At 36.8% G+C, this 19,648-nt stretch carries 21 protein-coding genes and 3 pseudogenes; 4 read left to right on the forward strand and 20 right to left on the reverse strand.

What is annotated here, in order from left to right; all coding sequences use genetic code 11:
* Nucleotides 1-48: 48 nt before the first annotated feature.
* The 3 genes and pseudogenes from ACLIBG_RS13060 to ACLIBG_RS13070 all read right to left on the reverse strand — a co-directional run.
* Nucleotides 49-198, reverse strand: coding sequence for a hypothetical protein (locus ACLIBG_RS13060; RefSeq protein WP_439313209.1), 150 nt, complete (start codon nucleotides 196-198; stop codon nucleotides 49-51).
* Nucleotides 199-214: 16 nt separating this feature from the next.
* Nucleotides 215-1,525 carry an IS91 family transposase gene (locus ACLIBG_RS13065; protein WP_439313210.1) on the reverse strand — a complete coding sequence of 437 codons (1,311 nt, stop codon included), beginning with the start codon at nucleotides 1,523-1,525 and terminating at the stop codon, nucleotides 215-217.
* A 363-nt stretch (nucleotides 1,526-1,888) separates the two neighbouring features.
* A pseudogene (locus tag ACLIBG_RS13070) lies at nucleotides 1,889-2,182 on the reverse strand (pyridoxal 5'-phosphate synthase lyase subunit PdxS); the annotation flags it as partial.
* Between the two features lie 196 nt (nucleotides 2,183-2,378).
* Between ACLIBG_RS13070 and ACLIBG_RS13075 the strand changes: the two are divergent.
* The gene (locus tag ACLIBG_RS13075; RefSeq protein WP_439313211.1) at nucleotides 2,379-3,782 is read left to right on the forward strand and encodes a MocR-like pyridoxine biosynthesis transcription factor PdxR; all 1,404 of its coding nucleotides are present in this window, start codon (nucleotides 2,379-2,381) and stop codon (nucleotides 3,780-3,782) included.
* Nucleotides 3,783-4,013: 231 nt separating this feature from the next.
* Here the strand turns inward: ACLIBG_RS13075 and ACLIBG_RS13080 are convergent.
* Both ACLIBG_RS13080 and ACLIBG_RS13085 read right to left on the reverse strand, forming a co-directional pair.
* Nucleotides 4,014-4,412 (reverse strand): annotated as a pseudogene (locus ACLIBG_RS13080) (VOC family protein).
* 32 nt (nucleotides 4,413-4,444) lie between these two features.
* On the reverse strand, nucleotides 4,445-4,795 hold the full coding sequence (locus ACLIBG_RS13085) for a DUF2200 domain-containing protein (RefSeq protein ID WP_439313212.1): 351 nt from the start codon (nucleotides 4,793-4,795) through the stop codon (nucleotides 4,445-4,447).
* A gap of 367 nt (nucleotides 4,796-5,162) precedes the next feature.
* Between ACLIBG_RS13085 and ACLIBG_RS13090 the strand changes: the two genes are divergently transcribed.
* Both ACLIBG_RS13090 and ACLIBG_RS13095 read left to right on the forward strand, forming a co-directional pair.
* A complete protein-coding gene (locus ACLIBG_RS13090; protein ID WP_439313213.1) occupies nucleotides 5,163-7,010 on the forward strand; it encodes a heavy metal translocating P-type ATPase in 1,848 nt (615 codons plus the stop codon).
* Between the two features lie 112 nt (nucleotides 7,011-7,122).
* Complete coding sequence (locus ACLIBG_RS13095; protein ID WP_439313214.1) at nucleotides 7,123-7,356, forward strand: heavy-metal-associated domain-containing protein; 234 nt, start codon at nucleotides 7,123-7,125, stop codon at nucleotides 7,354-7,356.
* A gap of 281 nt (nucleotides 7,357-7,637) precedes the next feature.
* Here ACLIBG_RS13095 and ACLIBG_RS13100 read toward each other — a convergent pair whose 3' ends face one another.
* The 4 genes and pseudogenes from ACLIBG_RS13100 to ACLIBG_RS13115 form a co-directional block, all read right to left on the reverse strand.
* Nucleotides 7,638-9,251: an ABC transporter permease gene (locus ACLIBG_RS13100; protein WP_439313215.1), complete on the reverse strand. Its 1,614-nt coding sequence runs from the start codon at nucleotides 9,249-9,251 to the stop codon at nucleotides 7,638-7,640.
* 25 nt (nucleotides 9,252-9,276) lie between these two features.
* Nucleotides 9,277-10,158, reverse strand: a complete 882-nt coding sequence (locus tag ACLIBG_RS13105) for an ABC transporter ATP-binding protein (protein ID WP_439313216.1) — start codon at nucleotides 10,156-10,158, stop codon at nucleotides 9,277-9,279.
* A gap of 154 nt (nucleotides 10,159-10,312) precedes the next feature.
* A complete protein-coding gene (locus tag ACLIBG_RS13110; RefSeq protein ID WP_439313217.1) occupies nucleotides 10,313-10,735 on the reverse strand; it encodes a hypothetical protein in 423 nt (140 codons plus the stop codon).
* A 30-nt stretch (nucleotides 10,736-10,765) separates the two neighbouring features.
* Nucleotides 10,766-10,984: pseudogene (locus ACLIBG_RS13115) on the reverse strand (TetR/AcrR family transcriptional regulator); the annotation flags it as partial.
* A 365-nt stretch (nucleotides 10,985-11,349) separates the two neighbouring features.
* Here ACLIBG_RS13115 and ACLIBG_RS13120 point away from each other — a divergent pair.
* The gene (locus ACLIBG_RS13120; RefSeq protein WP_439313218.1) at nucleotides 11,350-11,616 is read left to right on the forward strand and encodes a PepSY domain-containing protein; all 267 of its coding nucleotides are present in this window, start codon (nucleotides 11,350-11,352) and stop codon (nucleotides 11,614-11,616) included.
* Nucleotides 11,617-11,834: 218 nt separating this feature from the next.
* On the opposite strand, the gene ACLIBG_RS13125 is transcribed toward ACLIBG_RS13120, so the two are convergent.
* From ACLIBG_RS13125 to ACLIBG_RS13175, 11 genes are all read right to left on the reverse strand, one after another.
* Nucleotides 11,835-12,011, reverse strand: a complete 177-nt coding sequence (locus ACLIBG_RS13125; protein WP_439313219.1) for a glycine zipper family protein — start codon at nucleotides 12,009-12,011, stop codon at nucleotides 11,835-11,837.
* A gap of 115 nt (nucleotides 12,012-12,126) precedes the next feature.
* A complete protein-coding gene (locus ACLIBG_RS13130) occupies nucleotides 12,127-12,330 on the reverse strand; it encodes a hypothetical protein (protein WP_439313220.1) in 204 nt (67 codons plus the stop codon).
* Between the two features lie 572 nt (nucleotides 12,331-12,902).
* Nucleotides 12,903-13,682, reverse strand: coding sequence for a helix-turn-helix domain-containing protein (locus ACLIBG_RS13135; protein WP_439313221.1), 780 nt, complete (start codon nucleotides 13,680-13,682; stop codon nucleotides 12,903-12,905).
* A 341-nt stretch (nucleotides 13,683-14,023) separates the two neighbouring features.
* On the reverse strand, nucleotides 14,024-14,329 hold the full coding sequence (locus ACLIBG_RS13140; protein ID WP_439313222.1) for a hypothetical protein: 306 nt from the start codon (nucleotides 14,327-14,329) through the stop codon (nucleotides 14,024-14,026).
* 272 nt (nucleotides 14,330-14,601) lie between these two features.
* Nucleotides 14,602-14,781: a hypothetical protein gene (locus ACLIBG_RS13145; RefSeq protein WP_439313223.1), complete on the reverse strand. Its 180-nt coding sequence runs from the start codon at nucleotides 14,779-14,781 to the stop codon at nucleotides 14,602-14,604.
* A gap of 64 nt (nucleotides 14,782-14,845) precedes the next feature.
* The gene (locus tag ACLIBG_RS13150; RefSeq protein WP_439313224.1) at nucleotides 14,846-15,013 is read right to left on the reverse strand and encodes a hypothetical protein; all 168 of its coding nucleotides are present in this window, start codon (nucleotides 15,011-15,013) and stop codon (nucleotides 14,846-14,848) included.
* A gap of 366 nt (nucleotides 15,014-15,379) precedes the next feature.
* Complete coding sequence (locus ACLIBG_RS13155; protein ID WP_439313225.1) at nucleotides 15,380-15,583, reverse strand: phosphatase; 204 nt, start codon at nucleotides 15,581-15,583, stop codon at nucleotides 15,380-15,382.
* 139 nt (nucleotides 15,584-15,722) lie between these two features.
* On the reverse strand, nucleotides 15,723-16,235 hold the full coding sequence (locus ACLIBG_RS13160) for an RDD family protein (RefSeq protein WP_439313226.1): 513 nt from the start codon (nucleotides 16,233-16,235) through the stop codon (nucleotides 15,723-15,725).
* Between the two features lie 64 nt (nucleotides 16,236-16,299).
* Nucleotides 16,300-16,839, reverse strand: a complete 540-nt coding sequence (locus ACLIBG_RS13165; protein ID WP_439313227.1) for a hypothetical protein — start codon at nucleotides 16,837-16,839, stop codon at nucleotides 16,300-16,302.
* A gap of 132 nt (nucleotides 16,840-16,971) precedes the next feature.
* The gene (locus ACLIBG_RS13170) at nucleotides 16,972-17,319 is read right to left on the reverse strand and encodes a DUF4260 domain-containing protein (protein WP_439313228.1); all 348 of its coding nucleotides are present in this window, start codon (nucleotides 17,317-17,319) and stop codon (nucleotides 16,972-16,974) included.
* Between the two features lie 548 nt (nucleotides 17,320-17,867).
* Nucleotides 17,868-18,971 carry an HD-GYP domain-containing protein gene (locus tag ACLIBG_RS13175; protein ID WP_439313229.1) on the reverse strand — a complete coding sequence of 368 codons (1,104 nt, stop codon included), beginning with the start codon at nucleotides 18,969-18,971 and terminating at the stop codon, nucleotides 17,868-17,870.
* Nucleotides 18,972-19,648 lie beyond the last annotated feature (677 nt).

Below are 19,648 nucleotides of genomic sequence, written 5' to 3' on the forward strand. Positions count from 1 at the left end.
TAAGAAAAACCGGGCAAACCCCGCCCGGTCCTTTTCTATCCACCATAATTAGCGGAAGTCCGATAATTTATATTCCTGTCCATGTATTCCTTTGTAATATTCCGGAAACATTTCCCCTCCACATTGTTCACAGCTGAATCTTGGTGGAGTAGATGGATCGCCCCCATCCATCATGTCAAAATCCCTCACAACGTCCATTGGAATTTCCTCTTCTTCATGACACGTTAAACAATGATAGTTGACAAATGTCTTCTTCGGACGTAAGTGGTCGGTCCCTTTTTTCTTTTTTCTCTTTCCTTTTTTCTGGTTCTTGCTTGATCCCTTCAAGATGGATGATCACCCTTTCCATATAACTTCTTGCTTCTTTGGTTAATGCTACTTTTATTTTGAGTGTGCCGTCCTCCGGACAGACTTCTCCCATGTATTCATAATAATTGTCACAGTGCGGACATACCATAGGATCTTTTTGCCCACTGGAAATAACACGCTCTCTCCAGGTTTGGCGACGTAATGTTTTCTTCACTTTCAGTATCCAACGTTTTTTTCCTTGCTGCCATGCAGCTAGTAATTTTTTGCTTAAACTTTTACTTCTTCTCGAATACATACCATAATAACGAATCGTTTTGAATTGCTCATCCGGAATATGGCGGATTAGACGAATGATAAACGCTTCTACCATCAACGTTTCACACTTCTCTTGCTTATCTTTTTTATCGATATATTTAAAAGTAACATATTGTCCATCATATGCCTCAATCCGATTGATTCCAATCGCAGGTCGACGCATATAACGGCCAATGTAACGTAATTGATCCTTTATTTTTCCTCTTTGTTTTGGCGCATACACATAGAAACCTTCTCCGTTTTTGGAAAAAGCCTTTTGTAAGCGAGACTGAACTTTTTTCTTTTCCTTTTTTGTCAGGTTGTTTCGGATTAACTTCAATACAACGGTCTGCCATTGTTTCCGAAGCATTTGAAAAGGGATAAAATCATATGCTTTCCACGATCCCTTTTTCGTTATCCCTCCCATGGTGACCAACATATGTACATGCGGATTAAAATTTACTTGCGAACCGAAGGTGTGCAAGCCGGCGATAATACCCGGTTTGACCTTTGCCTTTTTTCCGAAGTAGTCCGAAATCAGCTTGGCAGCTTCATCCATCAATGGTTTGAGGAGGTGACGATGTAATAAAAATATCTCCCGTAATCCCTCATCAATTGTAAATATGACATGACGATGATTCACTTGTAATACATCTTCTGTAAGTAGACGACTCCATTCCTCACTCTCTCCAAGAGAACAAGTGGTGCAAAAACGACCTTTGCATCGATAAGGAACTTTTCGGGGATCATTGCAGCCTTCACAAACAAAAAGTTTGAATCCGTTTTTCGGATTCCCGCAGTCCCGAAACCTTTCCACCTCCTTGATGACTACTGGACGGATCCTATCTCTATGTTTCTTTTTAAATGACTCCCAATGTTGATTTTCGTCAAAGAAAATTTGTTTTAAAATGTTTTTCTTCATACATTAAAAATACCACAGGAAACGACACCGTGGTAGGGGTTAAATTATATACATTCTTATCTTTTAAGAAAAGCGCAAGCGCCCTAGTAAGCCTCAGGCATAGCTTAAGCAATAATTCGTAGTGGTGGATTTTTTCACGAAGAGTTATTGATTAAGACCTCCAAAAGGCTGGATGCTTAATCTAGACAGCTATGCACAAAATTTTATATTTTCTGACCTAGAAGGTAAAGACGAGAGATGATCAACCTATCTCTCGTCTTTATATTTTGGAATAACCGTATCCTGTTACGCATATGAGAAGCTGAAGCAGTAGACATAATGGGTAGCAGTCAGCCTGAAAGAAAACTCTATGATCCGAGAAACCTACCAGCCGCAATCTTGCATTCTTTCTTCCGTACTTAATGAAGAGATTTCGATTCCTTTCATTGCTGTGCCAAGATCCTTCGATAGCTTACCAATTAACTCATAGTTTTTATAGTTCGTTGTGGCTTCAACGATTGCCTTGGCAAATAATTCAGGGGTTTCGGATTTAAAAATACCAGAACCAACAAATACGCCGTCTGCTCCCAATTCCATCATTAAAGCAGCATCTGCCGGCGTCGCTGCCCCACCTGCAGAAAAGTTAACGACAGGAAGTCTTCCCTCTTCTTTAATTTCCCATTTCTATCACTCCATTCAACGTTGTGTTTTGTTGTCTTATCTATTATTATAAAAAATAAGTGATCCCAATAAAATGTTTAGTTTTAATAAATATGATGGTGTCAGATGCGAAAATAGTCGACAAAGTCTTTAACGCGGTTAAAATCCTTACATCCGTGCGCCGTGTAAATGAATGAAGAAGGAGATGGGAAAAGTGGATATGCTAGCATGTCATTTAAACCGATCAAATGACATTCCTTTATATGAACAATTGTACGATTTTATTAAACAGGAAATTACGGAAGGTCGCCTGGAATACGGCTCTAAACTACCTTCGAAACGAAAGCTTTCCGAATTTTTAAAGGTCAGTCAAAATACAGTAGAAAATGCGTACGGGCAGTTAATAGCGGAAGGATATATTGAAGGGTTACCACGGAAAGGTTACTTCGTTCTAGCTTATGAAGATTTGGAGTATGTACAAACCGAAACAAACACCGCTAATGAAAAATCAAACGATAAAAAGGAGATTAACTATTATTTTCATCCAAGCCGGATAGATACAGAGCATTTCCCTTTCGCACAATGGCGAAAATATGCCCGTGACACAATCGACCCTATACATCATTCCTTGCTTTTACTCGGAGATAAACAAGGTGAAAAACAATTACGAGAACAAATTGCTCATTATTTATACCACGCTCGGGGAGTAAAGTGTACAGCCGAACAAATTATCATTGGTGCGGGAAGCGATATTCTCCTGCAGCAGCTCATCCTCTTATTAGATAAACATACAATTTATGGGGTGGAGAATCCGGGTTATCATGTCATCCTGCATATTTTGGAAAGCTATCGAAACAAAGTGCATCCGCTCGAGGTTGATGATGATGGTGTTCAAATAGAGTCTGTCGAGCAAACGAACATTGACGCCGTCTACGTGACACCCTCCCACCACTTTCCATACGGGTCCGTCCTTTCCGTCAACCGTCGTATAAAACTACTAAACTGGGCGGCTGAAAAAGAAAATCGTTATATTGTTGAAGACGACTACGATAGTGAATTTCGTTACAGCGGGAAATCTATTCCCTCCTTGCAAAGTATGGATCACCGTGAGAAAGTTGTGTACTTAGGATCGTTTTCCAAGTCGCTCATTCCGTCACTGCGGATTAGTTACATGGTATTACCAAATCATTTGCTGGAAAAATATAAAGCAAAAGAACTGTCCTATTATCATTGCTCCGTATCTCGAATTGACCAGCATATTCTGTCGCAATTTATGAAAGAAGGCGAATTTGAAAAACACCTAAATCGAATGCGAAAAATTTACCGTCGCAAACTTGAAAAGACATTGGACATATTGAAACCGTACAAAAACAAAGTCGACGTCATCGGCGAACACTCCGGCCTCCACATCGTCCTAAACGTTAAAAATGGCATGCAAGAACAAGAGCTCGTTCAGCAAGCATGGAAGGCTGGAATTAAAATTCATCCACTTTCTTCTTACTTACTCGAAAAGGAATCTGATCCATCGCCAAAAATGATTCTCGGTTTTGCAGGAATCCCGGAAACTGAATTAGAAACGGCGCTAGAATTGTTATTGGAAAGTTGGGGGATTGGTTAAGGTTGAGGGTCCGGTGTTTCTGGGCACCCTCTCCACAACTACAAAAATAAGCGTACAAAAATGAGGTGGTTCTCCCTATCAGGGCGGCAAATTTAACGTACTTCAATTCTGTTTTATGTCGCGATGATTGGAATTAAGAAATGAATTAGCGATCACTGATTTGTTACAAACTTATTGCCACATTCAATCTGACCTGATTAATGGATAAGTAAAATGTGGCTGTTTTTCTAATTACGCGGGAAGATTAAGCTGCCATGAAACTCCAAAACGATCATTTAACCAACCGAATTTTTTGCTGAAACCATAATCATTTAATGGCATAAGTGGCTGCCCACCTTCATTTAACTTTTGATAAAGTAGCTTAATCTCTTCTTAAGTATCACAAGTTAAGTAAATCGAAAACGAAGGTGTAAAGGAGAATTCATGTTTAACATTGCTGTCAATGCACATAAATGGCTGCCCTTTCAAGGTAAAAGTAGCTTGCATGACTGTTCCTTCTTCTCCAGTTTCATTAGCCCCATATCTGACTATGCTTGTTATTTCTGAGTCCTCCACTAGTGAAGTATAAAATTCCATTGCTTCTTCCGCTTTCCCATCTTGAAACATTAAAAATGGCATAACACTCTGTATTAAAAATCTCTCCTTAAATTTTATCTTTGTTATTATTTCCGCAGTATCTTCTCCATCGACTTCCCTTTTGCTAACTCATCGATTAGTTTATCCAAATAACGGATTTCTTGCATCGTTGATTCTTCGATATTTTCAACCCGGACGCCACAAATGACCCCTTTAATTAAATTCCGAGAAGGATTTAATTGGGGGGATTCTGCAAAAAACGTCTCAAAGTCTGTCTCTTTAACCAATTGCAATTCTAACTCTTCCTGGTTATACCCTGTCAGCCAACGAATGATTTCATCGACTTCTGCTTTAGTACGCCCTTTTTTCTCCGCCTTTGAAATATAGTGTGGATAAACTTTGGAAAAACTCATCGTATAAATCTTATGTTTACTCATCATTAACCCTCCCTTGTTTATTCCTGCTAAATGGTTCGCACACCACCTCCTAATTGACTTTCATTGATCTCATCGCTCTGCAATTGCGCTCTTATTAATAATCATTTCCCTTCTCTATTATTTTAACACAATTTAACATTGCCCCCGGAAATTGCGCATTGATATTAATAAAGCGGATGCCAGTATAGATTAATGGACACACATAGTTAAATTACTAGGACAAAACGAGAAGAATGTGTCGTCCAGTGACAAACAAATTAAAAATATATCTAAGTAATTGTAAAAACTTGATGGCAGTCAATTACTATTTTTAAGAAACATCCTATACTAGAATCAACAGCAGCAATAAAGTCAGGAGGAAAACGATATGCAAAGATATATTTTAGGCAAGAAAAATCAAATTACATTAATCATTACTATTTTAATTGTACTTGGGTTCTTTGGTCGCTTCGGTATAGACAATATGATGCTATTTAACTGGTCACTCATCATCGCGTCCATTCTTGGGATCACACCGATTGCTATCCAAGCTTATCAGGCATTAAAAGTAAAAGTCGTCAGTATTGACGTATTAGTCACCATTGCTGTTGTTGGAGCTGTATTAATTCAAAACTATGAAGAGTCAGCAATTGTTACATTTTTATTCTTATTTGGCGCATATTTAGAACAGCGTACCTTAAACAAAACGCGCTCCGCTATTAGAGAATTAACGGAGTTGGCACCAGAGACTGCGATGAAAAAAATGGAAAATGATGAATTTGAAGAAGTAGATATTTATGACGTAGACGAAGGCGATGTTTTGTTAGTAAGAACAGGTGCAAGTGTGCCAGTAGATGGAATAGTTGTAACTGGTGAAGGTCATATTAATGAAGCAAGTATCACTGGGGAGTCTGTACCAGTGAGCAAAAGAAAGGATTCGGAAGTGTTTGCAGGAACAATTTTGGAAAATGGAACGATTCAAATCCAGGCTGAACGCGTCGGAGAAGACACAACTTTTGGCCGAATTATTGAATTAGTAGAAAAAGCACAAGACTCTAAATCAGCAGCAGAAAAGTTTATTGATCGATTCTCCAAGTACTATACACCAACTGTTTTAGGACTTGGCATCATTATTTGGCTGTTTACACAAAATGTTGAACTAGCAATTACGGCTCTTGTATTAGGGTGTCCTGGGGCATTAGTGATTGGTGTTCCTGTATCCAATGTTTCCGGAATCGGAAATGGTGCACGAAATGGTGTCCTTCTAAAAGGTAGTGAAGTCATCAATGATTTTAGTAAAGTAGATACGGTTATTTTTGATAAAACGGGAACATTGACTGTAGGAAATCCTGAAGTAGCAGAAAAGGAATTCTACGGACAAAATACAGAAGAAGTTCTTGGGTATTTGGCTAGTGTGGAACGCGAATCAGATCACCCATTAGCAAAAGCGGTCCTTAATGACATTGGGGAAACAAGATTCTCCACAGTAGAAGAAACAGAAGTCGTTAAAGGCGAAGGAATTATTGCAAAGGTAAATGGTCACCGTATTGCAGTTGGTAACGTAGCTTTAATGGAAAGGGAAAATGCTGCCTTAAGCAAACAGGCTAGTGAAGACGTCAAGCAATTTGAAGAAAATGGGAATTCACTTGTCCTTACTGCGGTCGATGGAGAACTAAAAGTTTTAATGGGCATTCGGGATCAAATCCGCCCAAGTGTGAAACAAGACCTTCAAAACATGAAAAAACTCGGTGTAAAAAACCTTGTCGTCCTTTCAGGGGATAACCAAGGAACGGTAGACTTAGTTTCCCGTGAACTCGGGCTTACAGAAGCGCATGGACATATGTTACCAGAAGATAAATCAGCCCATATTGAAAAATTGCAAGCAGAAGGCCAGATCGTCGCCTTTGTCGGTGACGGAGTAAATGACAGTCCTTCCCTAGCTTTAGCAGATATTGGAATTGCCATGGGAAGTGGAACAGACGTTGCAATCGAAACATCGGATGTCGTCTTGATGAACTCTGACTTCAGCCACTTAACGCATGCATTAGGATTGACAAAATCCATTTCAAGCAACATGAAACAAAACATTGCCATTGCAATCGGGGTCGTAGTCATTTTATTAACCGGCTTACTATTTAGTGACTGGATGAACATGTCAATCGGAATGTTAGCACATGAAGTGAGTATCTTCGTTGTTATCTTAAATGGTATGCGATTGCTTCGCTACCGTTTATAAGCGAAACTTGACGCTCATCAATTTATTAAAAGCAAAAGTCAGTTATACTAGAGGTGTAAAGAGATTAGGCGTAATATTTACCGCCCTCATATAAAAAAAGGAGAGATATATTATGCAAAAAGCGACGATTAATTTAGAAACATTATCATGTCCATCATGTATACAAAAGATTGAAAATGCTGTAAAAGGATTAAACGGGACTGAAAAGGATAGTGTAGAAGTGCTATTCAACTCAAGTAGAGTAAGAACAAATTTTGATCCAAAAACTGTAACAATTGAAGATATCGAAAAGTCGATTGAAGACCTAGGTTATCCAGTCGTTAGATCAAGAGTGAAATCTGCTTAACCAAAATAAGAATACTTGTCATTATAAGGGATGTGGACTAAATCAGCAGAGATTTAGTCCTTTTCTATTTTCTTGTGGCAAATCAGGTGGCAGATCAACAGTGCACCAGACGTTCAACGATATAGCTCGATAAAGCAATAACGGGCGCAAAGCTTATTCAGCGAAGCGCCCGATTACTTAAACACTAATGTTTAGAAACTGAAGGCTACAAACCACTCTTTTTTGAATAGCAACAGGAGTCCGACTCCGCGGAATGATCACCACTTACTTCTTGATTAATATCATGTCCCTTCAATCATATCCCGTCGATTATAACCAAGGTAACCCACTACCATTAAACAGACGCTAATTACAGTTATTGTAAGGAAAACGGATAAATCAAAATCATTCATTGGCATTTGTGGAATCCAGGTTTGAATGGCTGTTTTAGAAAACCATTCGGGTAAGTCTAATATACCGCCAAAATAATTTAGTAAAAAGGAGTAGGCAAGATAAAGATAAACTAACTTACCCAGTTTCGGTGCCCAACCGAGGGCTAAAGCCGCAAGACCAGTAAAGAATAATACGGATGGTAAGAAGTTGTAGCCAGCAGCAAGGAAATCAAATATATCCATTGTTGAGCTATCCCCCATAGCTGTGATAGCTGTACCACCAAGACCCCCGGCAGCTAATAATATTCCGACTAAACCTGCAAAAAATGCTATACCAATACTGACCCAGTAAAATTGGCTGCGTGTTACTTTCGTAGCATAAAGCTGACTTAAGCGTAAACGGCTTTCTTCAGAAAAAAGTTTATTAACAATAGCAATTGGTAAAATACAAACTAAACAAATCATAACCATCATGATCGTGGCTGTGAATGATTCTTCAATGGAAAAACCTGAATGACTGAACATTTGTTTCATCATTTCATTACTTTCAAGAAAAGTTTGCATGTCTCCATAGATAGAACCATAAGCTGCCCCCATAATAACTAAAGCAACTAACCAACTAATGATAGTGCCTTTGTTAATTTTGATAAATAACCCACGGACAGACAATAAAGATTTCTTAGCATTTTCTCGACCTTCTCTTTCAGGAAGATAACCAGCCCCCATATCTCGAGCTCCCTCAAGTGCAAAAGCAATAATGATAACGGTTATAATGAATACCAAAGCAATTAGAAGTGGAGTCCAGTCATTGTCCGTAAAGGGAAAAGTTAAATAGGTCCATCCAAGGGGATTAAACATGGATAAGTTTACATTGGATATATCTGTTGCAGCACGAACAACATAAAGCAAACCGATTATCCCCAGTGAAGAACCTGTCGCAGCAGATGAAGTTGGCATAATTTGTGCCATAACCAGAGCAATCCCAGCACCGATAATCCCTGCCACTCCCACTGATGCCCCAAATAAAAAGGAGCCTTCTGTAGTAATCGTATCAGCTCCAAAGCTTATCATTGCCCCTGCAATAAAAATTGCCAATAAGACATTAATGAAAATTATTTCTATAATTGTAGCAAACGAGTTTGCTTGACGCCCCACTTGAAATGAACGAACGAGCTCCGTCAGACCAAGATCTTCTTCTTTTCTTGTATGACTTACTACATGTAAGGCTGAAATGATCATCGCAAATAAGCCGCAAAACAGTAACATTTCATGCGCATACATTGCTCCTAGCGTATAATCCGTTGCTGTTTCGACTGGTGTCGGACCCACCATGGATATCATAGCAGGATTCTTTAATGTTTCGAACATTCCGATCAATCCTTGCCCTTTAGCTATTTCTTTAAAAGCTGGAACAAAGCCAGCTGAAAACAAACCGAGTCCTAAAACCCAAACAATTACTTTTTTCCAATCACGTTTCAAATATTGTAAGAACAGAGTATCCCAACGTGCAAATTTTTCCTTCACCGTACTTCATCCTCCTTTCGGGCGCTTAGCCTTCATAATGACGCATGAACAGATCTTCAAGCGTTGGTGGTATAGCTTCAAATTTTTTAACACCTAATTTAGTTGCTTCCATTAAAATATGATTGATGTGTTGATTATCCGCAGAGAAAGTCGCCTGATTATCTTTGTCTATAAAATCATGTACTCCACTCACTTTGGCCATTTCAGTCACATCACCTTCTGTTGCTAAAGTTACGGCAGAACGAGTCAAATGACGTAATTCATCAAGGGTACCTGTTTCCACAATTTCACCTTGGCGTATAATGACAACCTTATCCGCTAAACGTTCCACTTCACTTAAAATATGAGAGGACAACAGAATGGATTTACCTGATTCCTTGATTTTTTCAACTTCTTCTTGGAAAACTTGTTCCATCAAAGGGTCAAGCCCCGAGGTTGGCTCATCAAAAATATATAAATCCGAATCAACAGATAATGCTGCAATCAAACCAACCTTTTGACGGTTTCCTTTCGAATATGCTTTGGCTTTTTTCTTAGGGTCCAATTCAAAGCGGCTAATTAAAAAATCTCGTTTCTGCTTGTTTACGCTGCCATGCAACTTCATAAACAGATCAATGATTTCACCACCTGTTAAATTACCCCATAATGAAACATCCCCTGGGACATAAGAAATGCGTTTATGAATTTCAAGGCTTTCCTTCCAAACATCCCTACCAAATATTGTCGCATTACCCCCATCCCGCTTGATAATCCCTAACAAGATACGGATTGTAGTAGATTTACCAGCACCATTGGGGCCAATAAAACCAACCACTTCTCCTGCGTCTACTGTGAATGTAACATCTCGTAACGCTTGAAATCTGCCAAACATCTTTTGTAAACCTTGCACTTTTACAACTTGTGTCATAAAATAGTCACTCCTTTTTAAGATTTAGATATCTTTTCATAATGCAGAAGTTTAATAAATAGAAGTCGTTGAATAAAATCTCACACCTTTTCAAAATGATACACTTCCACTTTCGCGTTAGATTTCTAATTTCCAAAACCACTCGTATTCATACTTACTTGTAAAAACTGTCCTTTAGGAGTTTAGAGTAAACCTCCCATTCCTTGAGATAGTGCTCTCCAAATTCGTTTATATTTTCAAACGAATTTATTTGTTTCAGACCTTTTTCTCCGAATCCAAACATTGTCCAATTCAAGATTTCAATCACTTTCTCAATATCGATCCCATCACGAAACTTAGAGTAATCAATCCTTTCATACAATTTGTGCCTACTCTTATCATAGATAGGTTCTACCTTTTGCTGAATAATTTCCTTTACTTCAGTCGATTCCTCTAGTTTTGTAGAAACCAGGAAATCAAATACTTGTGGGTACTGTTGTTGTATATGTAATTTTTTCAATCCAATATTTTCGATTCTTTTAAATATATCAGTCTCATTCAAATCGATTTGTTCAGTAATTCGATCAAGAATTTGCACACTGTACTCGATTAAATATACATAAAGATCTTTCTTACTAATAAAATAATTAAATAATGAACCTTTAGAGATATTGGCACTTTTTACAATCTCATTTGTTGATGCTTTATCAAAACCACTTTGGACAAATTCCTTTATTGCTGCATTAATAATTTCCTTTTGTTTATCTGGTTTTAAGTTAATGAATCTAGAATAAATGGTAGTAATCTCCTTTCCATCAATATCAGGTTGACCGAATCGGTCACATATAGTTTAACCTAGATGACCAATATGGTAAAGTTAGAGTATAAATAAACAGGGGCTTAGAAAGTGTTTAGAGAATTATTAAAGCGTGGTTGTTCCTCCACGTGCCCTTTAACGGCATTACATTATTCTTGAACAGCGCCCCATTCTGACACAAACTTTAAATAACCATCTGTCGGTCAACGGCAAGGCGATCTTTTATTTTCAAACCGTTATTGTAATAGAATGGGTATCTCCTCTTATAGGTTAGCCTAGAACTTCTAACGAGAAAAGCAAATTCCCCTAACCAATACATGATTTGAATAACACCCTAATCCGGGTGTATGCATAATATACTACTCATTAAATTGACACTAAAAAGGAGTCTTGTTATGTATAATTATTGGGGCCCAACTCGGTATGCGAACTGGCAAAATCAGAGGTATGTCTACAGACAAAATGAATCTCGCCAAATTAATATTATTGAAGGAATAAATATAGCTGTGCAGCATGTTCCTGGGGAAGTAGTTAGTGCAGAGTTAGATTCAAAGAATGGTATGCAAGTTTATGAGGTGGAGATCGTAACTCAACAAGGTGCAAAATACGAAGTGGATGTTGATCGCAATACGGGGAATATTCTAGATATCAGTCTTGACTAGGATAGTTAAAAACTGCTGTGAATTATATGACGGAGTCACTTATAAGGTGCAAATCCTTTAGTTGCACCTTAATTAACAAGGTAGGTCGTATAACTTTCACAACTGAGTCCACAGTATAAAAAACGCAATAAAAAGGAGCTTGGATAATAAGGTTCTATTATTAAGTTGATTGACTTTTTCTTCAACTAAAGCTCCTGATTCTAGTTTAGCTTTTATATTCATTCTTTATTAGTTTTATTTGAATCTACAGCTGCACCTATTACTATTCCAAGAATTAAACCTATGCCAGCGCCAATTGCCAAGTTATCCATTATTATTAACCCTATTGCTGCACCTAAAGGTAATCCTATACCGATTCCAGTCGCTAAGTACGTGTTTTTTTTATCTCTACTCATCAATTATCCTCCCTTTTTACTGTATATAAATTAATTGTTTTAGTATGAAATTTAACAAAATGGCCTGACTCTAACATAAGACTTCTTCGACAACTCCACCCGATTGTGGCACAATTTAATTCTCTTTCAAAAACTTTTCATATGCTCTTGAAGTGATTAAATAAATTAAATTGAGACTGACAAACGAAGCAATTCCCACAATAAGTAAATATATCGTTGTATGAAGCTTTGGGTTATCAACGACAAAAAAGGCAATTAAAGTAATGATTAAAGATAATCCAAACGCCTTTAACATTGTATTTTTTCGTGTTTTTTGCATAAAAATCCCCTCCATTTCCACCTTACCAAAAAACAACATTCTTTCTTCAGTAAAATGGCCATTTAACGACACAATGCTTATTCAACAACTGCACCCTTTTGTTTAACGAATCAATCTCTCTAGTTAAGCTTCAATCCTCAACACGCTCGATAGCTACACATTCAAATTAACTAATATTAACTTTTTAAATAATTAGGTTTATAAATAGATAAGTGAAAATGATAAGCATTCCAATGGTAATGAAGGCACTATTTACTAACACGCTAAAAAAAGCAATGGGTCTGTTTTTTGTCTTAACCCCTAAAATAGCAGCGATTAAAAAGCCAACATTTAAAATTGTGAAGAATGCAATATCAACCCATAGATTGGTTTCGTTTGAAGTCAATGGTAAATACAAAAATATGATTGCTAATATAAATAAGACAGTGGTTAAAAAAATTGGTTTACTTTCTTTTCTCATAATTACACTAAACAATATTTGTAACACCCCCATAATTCTTTATTACTTAACGATCTGGCCCTTTAATAGCACAATCCTTGCTCCTTAATTGCGCCCGTTGTGGTTATTTCCTTTAAATATCATTGAATTTTTTCTTTGCTTTCTGTCGCAGTTTGAAACCAAATCGGTTTGTATGGTCTTTGTTTTTTACCAATAATTGATATGCAGAAAGTATCGTAAGGATACGTATTGTCATATATAGACCAATGGCTAATAAAACCACAAAAATCGGATAATAAGGAACTAGTATTCCCATATCTAACTTTTTCTCCAAAGCAAATGCCAAAAATCCTATCGTTAATAAACAAGCACCAATAACCATTACCCCTGAATACTTTCTTTTGAAATTCTCATACCTTGATGTCAAATCTTTAAAATAATTTTGGTCGAATAACAAAACTTCTCGTTTAAGAATAGTATATTCTCCTTGATCGAAACCTAGTGTTGCAAAAGCAACGACCCCCGAAGTAGCAATAATAATAATTAAAAGCATCCCCAAAATTGAATTGAGTCCGAAAATAAAGTATGGCTCAAAAGCAAAAACAAAAAGACTAAAGCCCAGTCCAATATGTCTGGCAGTTTTTCTCGTACTTAATAAAAAACCTTCAGCCATTTCCTTGCTAACATAGTAACCTTCCTTATTTTTCTCATTATGTTCATCAGTATCCTTCAGCAAATAATCAATAGATACCCCGAAGATATTTCCGATCATCAATATTTTTTCTGTTTCAGGAAATCCTTGACCATTTTCCCACTTACTAATAGCCTGCCTTGTTGTAGTTAATTTTTCAGCTAAAACCTCTTGAGAAAATCCTTTTTCTTTCCTTAACTTAAAAAGCTTATCTCCGAACATTACATTCCCAACCTCCTTTGTAGTCTGTAGATCAAATTATAAGTAATCAACTCGTTAAGTTCCATACGTTGATGAATGCAATTTGTCAACTTTAGGTTGCGAAGATGGTATACCCTGTTTATTCAGCAATCTAGCTTCGTTAATGTCACAATCCTTATTTCGGAATTGTGCCCGATTATAGTATAGTTTTTATTTAACTCTCATATCTTCTAAAACTTCCATAATAAGGTCGATTTGATTTTTTAAATTTGTTCTATTTCTTTTATTCTATCTCCACTTCCCTCAGGATGGAGCTCCTTTTTTTCATTGAAATTAAAACTCTTAAAACAGAAACACTTCTTTCAACGCCCCATTTGATCCAATCCGATTACAATAAAGATCATAATCGCATCAATAAGGGCTAGGATTGCAGAGATTTTACCAACCACAGCTCCAAACCATATGGTAAATATAGCTGTTAAAATGGCAAGAACACCCAAAATGATAAAAAGAATACCAATCCTGTTGCCCAATTTTTCGTTGTTAACCGGTTCCCACGTTATCCAGAAACCGGCTAGTAAGGAAATTATTCCTTTTGTTCGAGCAATGTATCCAATCCAAATTAAAAATACACCGATAATAAGACCGATTCCCGTTTCAATTCCCATTTTTGTTCTCGTCTCCTGTTATGCTATTTTCGAATGGAAGTAACGGTTATCCCCAATGCCTTTTGAGGGAAAACCATTTCGTTAATAATCAAAGATATGTATTTTTAAAGTGCTTATTTTATAAAAAAGTTTAGTAAGAATGATTTAATTAGGACGTCTTTCCGACTGTTCAAAAACCGTATTGTAATGGGTGTTAATCCTGATTCGTGTACGAACAAAAACGACCACGTTCACAACTAAAACGATGAAGCCCGCAAGTCCAGTCAAACCGTTTAGCAATCTGCATTCCCGTCGGCTATAATCATAATACCGAGGGAAGCACTACCATTAACAACGCCATGAAAAAATGCAACCGGTATAAAAATTATAAGACAACATGTAATATCTTGAACTTCCCAAGCTAGTACTATCGTTTTAATTAAAGAAAACAAAATCATGCTATCATTCTTCAATAATCTGCCCCTTTAACCGCATAACCCTATTCCAGAATTGCTCCTTATTAACTAATAATTAAAATTATGAACCTAACTTTTTTATTGCCAAGGAAGAAGCACTTCCTCCTATAATTAAACCTCCAATTGCAGCGATGATACTACCATATAAAGCCCCCAGTTGTGTAGATGAAAAAATCCCAGTTAACATTATTATTAATCCTAATAAGATTAATCCCATTCCTTTTATCATAAAGGCCCTCCCATATTAGAGAATCGCATCCGATTGCTTACTCTTTTTTCTTCTTAGTTTTGTAACCAAAAGCACCTATAAAAATTACAAGTAATGCAGCCAAGATAGAAAGATTCATCAAATCAGCTCCCTTTTTCTTCATATTAGCAAAATATTTACTATACAATCTAGCCCTTATGTATGGAACGAGCCACAAGCTTTTCCCGATTGGCGCCGCCCGTGGCGATACTTCTTTTATTCCTTAAAACGTGTGTTATTTATATTAATCCTTCTTTTTCTTTTTTTTATCATCAAAAAATCCAAATATGACCCCGAAAGATATTATTAGTGCTAGCCCAAACATCCACATTTTATAAACCTCCTGCGTTATTTTTCCCTCATCGATATAACAATAAAAATCACACCTGCTAACGCTAATAATACAGTAATAATTATCGGAACGGTTCCTACTTCTCTTATAGCCGTACCAAAAATACCGTGTTCCCCTTCCCAACTTGTTTGAGCCAATGCTTGAGAATAAATAGATGCTGATATTAAGACTGAACCATAAATAATGGCACTTGATAACAACAAAATCAGTCCAATATTAATGTTTTTAACCTCGTTCGCCCCCTTACTTGCTATACAACTAAATTGCCCTTACGTCAATGATGGACGACGATTATTACTTCATCTACAAGCCCGATAACAGCACGAAGAGTATCTGTTTTTATCGAACAACTACTGTTCCCGCAATCCAGTCATAAACATTTTTTCTTTTTTTATTGGTCAAGGGTATTATTAAATATAAAATTATAGCAAGATTTACAGCATTTAAAATGATAAAAATGGTTATCTCAGAATAATTTGTAGGAAGCATTAATCGCCATATACCAAAGTGAGCTACCTCCCAAGGGAGAAACTTGATTACTGTGCGCATAATCGAGCGACCGAGTCCAATACGTTGCCCACTTCCATCAACTACACGAATACCCATTTTCTTCTTGCCCCATGTTCCCTGCCATTTTGAACGTTCACATACTATAAAATAAAGAGATATTGGAAGTGTCATCATTAAAAATCCAGTCACTTCAGCAATAACTGGTGAACCCGAAAATAAAGGTGTAATATATGACTGAAATATAAAAGATATAGACCCTACTATAAAAATGCCATATATAACAATAACAAAGTAATCCAATAAAAAAGCGCAAATACGTGTTCTAAAAGGGGCATATGTCATGATTTCCTATTTCCTTTCCTAACTTTAAGATAGTACCAGATAATATCCGTATTTCTTCATCTTTTCATCTGTTTACTTTTGCCTTATTAGAAAGAGCCGGTTTGTTTTTTGTACCTGCCCTATTATAATTTGTTAGGAATATATAAACTGTTAAAATAATGCAAACAAATAACGCAAAATGAAAAATAGTGTGAAGAGTATTCGGAACTATTCCGTTCATGACAGGTAGGAAAGCATGGGTATTTCCAAACATAGCATTATATCTTTCTACCCTCTCTTCCGCACCAATCCCAAATAAATAAGGAACCCACCATGCCATAATTGCACCTAAAAAAATAGATGATGGATGAACAATCAGCCAAATCTTGATTAAAACAGGGTATCCTTTTCCTATAAAAAATAGAACCCCGCCCATTAAAAGTAGTATTTGCACCAAACCAATCATTGTAACAACCAGTGTTTCATTAAAAGACTGTAACGAAGCAATAGTCTTAACGTCATTTAATGTCCCCAATGGAATCAAATCCTGTACGATCATGAATAGAAAAATATAAGCATATCCCACAACTAGAAATTTTTCTGAAAGACGAACAGTCCGCCTCATACAGCCCTCTCCTTATCCATTGCTTGAACTAAACGTTACTAAATCATTCAATTACTGGACGATTCTACAACAACTGCGCCGGATATTGAATTACCATATACATTCAACAAAGGTTTTTAAATGATCAATTGATTAAACTCGATTTAAATGAGTGTCTTTAAATTCTGTCGGATACTTTAATCCAAATCCAATCATTCTGTCCATTCCAATATGAGAGGACCAAATTAAACCGATCGCTAAAATAGTTTCACTTGATAATATTAGCCCGCAGATAACTACTCCAATTGATAAACTGTATGTATGAACTACATTGTAAACCAAAGCCCCAATCCTATTATTAAATAAATATCCAAGCATTGAAATATCTGGTGAAAACAACAAAATAAAAAACCATAGCCAACTAAATTGGCTATATCCGTAAAAATAAAGACTTAATGCTAAGACAGCCAATCCTTCTACATGTAATAGAATTTTATTCAATAGGTATCCCCCACTCCATAGCGTTAACAAGCATTCTCTTATAAAGTATTAAGCAACAATTTGACCCGATAACCGAATAATTTGAACGTAGCGCGCTCTGAAAACCGAGCAAATCAAAAAGACTTACGCCTGTTTATCTTTATGAAGCTTTATTTTTTTCTATGCTATTCTTTTTATCCAATCCGATGATTCACAACAAAGTATTCATAATCTAAATGGAAAATACTTTGCCTTTGCCTATCCCTTTGGTGAATATACCAGGAAAACAATTGAAATAGTAAAGGAATATCCCTTTAAAGTAGCTTTCACTACAGAACAAGGCTTTGCATCACCAACAGCGATAGAAGATCTGTATCAAATTCCTCGTATTGAAGTTTCACCAGAATATTCATTGGATGATTTCAAAGAAATACTAGAAGACGGAAAAATGTGTGAAGATGATGCATAAAAGGTTGTGTGGATTTTACAGCGGGGGGGGTGTGCTGGTAATAGTTTGAGCACACCTATATTTTCTGTGGCACATCCCCCGCATTGACCCGTGATAAATTTTAAGGCTTCCCTGTTGAAGTTACTGCTGCTAATTCAATCGGATCTCTATTTAGTTGCATGTTTTTCCGATGCACTTTTTCTATAATATAATGCCAATTATCAAGGACAATTTGAGAGACAAAAGGATCAAATTGAGTACCTTTACCGCGCTCTACTTCTTCTCGAATTTTATTAAAATCCAATGCCTTTCGATATGCTCTATTTGAAGACATGGCGTCAATAGCGTCAGAAATTCCAACTATTCGGGCAATTAAAGGTATATCTTCACCCTTAAGACCTTCTGGATAACCTTGTCCATCCCATCTTTCATGATGATATAAAACACCATCAATATATTCTTCTGAAATTCCCAAGCTTCTGCAAATATGAGCCCCTTCACTCGGATGTTTCTTCATCATATTATACTCTTGGGCAGTTAATTTTGCTTTTTTTAATAAAATCATATCCGGTGTTGTTAGCTTACCAACATCATGAATTACACCTGTTTGAAAAGCAAGTTCTCGATCCACTTCAGGAATATATTTACTAATCGTCTGACTTAATAATGCCACCCGCTGTGAATGTCCCTTCGTATACATGTCCTTGGCCTCAACACTTCGCGATAAACTCATGATCGTATGAATTTGTTTCGATTCTTTTTTTGTATTATCGATCAGCTCTTGCGCTACTAGAAAAATCAAAAAAGTCATGATTAGAAATGAAGTCAAGTGATCAAGCAGGATTACAAATTCTGTAGGGCTTGCCGTATCATTCGTGCTAAGTATAAATACGAGCAGCGAACTGGTTGCTGAAAAGAAATATAGCTTTCGGTTTTTAAATAACAAAGACAAAACAGGAACGAGCAGAAAAACACCACTTAGTGCAATTTCCCCCATCAACAAATAAGCACTTGAAACAATAAATAACGCATTACAAACAACAATAAAAGGAGTGAACCGCTTTAAAATACTATGAAAGGCTAAAAGGGAAGGAATAAATCCAATTATTACGATAAGCAGAACGATCCAATAATGATTTGCCGGAGCTACAAGAAAGTGTCTTAACGACAGCATGATTCCTCCAAAAAGTGCGGAAATTTGACCGGCCCACAGGATTTTTCTCATTTTCTAGCACACTCTCTTCTAAATAGATTATTTAAGCCGAAAATTATAGCTCGTATTATTTAATGTTAAATCTATTTTTTCTTGTATCTATGTATTTATAGAGGTTGTTCATAAATGCTAAATTGTATCTGATCATCATAAAGTCCTATGTTTAATAATATACAATTTTTTTATCAATGTCTGTCATAATTTGTCGAAACGCTGATTTTTTTACCTGAACTGGTTTATGAAATGCATGAAGCGTTTTTAATCACAAAAAACTGTATATACGCCAAAGGAACCAGCAACTAGGCGACTTCCCGCAGCGCCTTACGATAAAGAAGACTTGCCGATTGGCTTTAGACAGAGGCTTAGTCGCCCTTATGCCCTTGGGTGAAAGTCATCATCGATTCGGTAAGACAAAGGAAGGCCAACTAAAAACGGGCTTTGCGCCCAACTCACGTATCCCCTTTTGCAGGGGCATGATTCCTTTATCTAGGATAGTTTGGAATGTTCGATTAAAACCGCCACTTTGCGTGGCAAATCTTTACGGTGGGGCGAAAGCGAAGCTACAGTCCCAACATCGAACCACCAGCTTTGAGCTGGCGCAGTCGCTACGTTTCTAAGCAGGGCGCTTGCGCTTTTCTTATCTTCGTATGATTATTTGATAAAAACAGAACCACATCACCAACTTGCCT

Origin of the sequence: Virgibacillus sp. W0181 (genome assembly GCF_051846915.1) — a bacterium.
Classification (GTDB): Bacteria; Bacillota; Bacilli; order Bacillales; family Amphibacillaceae; genus JBPYCR01.

Coding starts and splice junctions, on each gene's coding strand:
- ACLIBG_RS13060 (WP_439313209.1), bottom strand. CDS start 198: ATGGACGTTGTGAGGGATTTTGACATGATGGATGGGGGCGATCCATCT.
- ACLIBG_RS13065 (WP_439313210.1), bottom strand. CDS start 1,525: ATGAAGAAAAACATTTTAAAACAAATTTTCTTTGACGAAAATCAACAT.
- ACLIBG_RS13085 (WP_439313212.1), bottom strand. CDS start 4,795: ATGAGTAAACATAAGATTTATACGATGAGTTTTTCCAAAGTTTATCCA.
- ACLIBG_RS13090 (WP_439313213.1), top strand. CDS start 5,163: ATGCAAAGATATATTTTAGGCAAGAAAAATCAAATTACATTAATCATT.
- ACLIBG_RS13095 (WP_439313214.1), top strand. CDS start 7,123: ATGCAAAAAGCGACGATTAATTTAGAAACATTATCATGTCCATCATGT.
- ACLIBG_RS13105 (WP_439313216.1), bottom strand. CDS start 10,158: ATGACACAAGTTGTAAAAGTGCAAGGTTTACAAAAGATGTTTGGCAGA.
- ACLIBG_RS13120 (WP_439313218.1), top strand. CDS start 11,350: ATGTATAATTATTGGGGCCCAACTCGGTATGCGAACTGGCAAAATCAG.
- ACLIBG_RS13125 (WP_439313219.1), bottom strand. CDS start 12,011: ATGAGTAGAGATAAAAAAAACACGTACTTAGCGACTGGAATCGGTATA.
- ACLIBG_RS13130 (WP_439313220.1), bottom strand. CDS start 12,330: ATGCAAAAAACACGAAAAAATACAATGTTAAAGGCGTTTGGATTATCT.
- ACLIBG_RS13135 (WP_439313221.1), bottom strand. CDS start 13,682: ATGTTCGGAGATAAGCTTTTTAAGTTAAGGAAAGAAAAAGGATTTTCT.
- ACLIBG_RS13140 (WP_439313222.1), bottom strand. CDS start 14,329: ATGGGAATTGAAACGGGAATCGGTCTTATTATCGGTGTATTTTTAATT.
- ACLIBG_RS13150 (WP_439313224.1), bottom strand. CDS start 15,013: ATGATAAAAGGAATGGGATTAATCTTATTAGGATTAATAATAATGTTA.
- ACLIBG_RS13160 (WP_439313226.1), bottom strand. CDS start 16,235: ATGACATATGCCCCTTTTAGAACACGTATTTGCGCTTTTTTATTGGAT.
- ACLIBG_RS13165 (WP_439313227.1), bottom strand. CDS start 16,839: ATGAGGCGGACTGTTCGTCTTTCAGAAAAATTTCTAGTTGTGGGATAT.
- ACLIBG_RS13175 (WP_439313229.1), bottom strand. CDS start 18,971: ATGAGAAAAATCCTGTGGGCCGGTCAAATTTCCGCACTTTTTGGAGGA.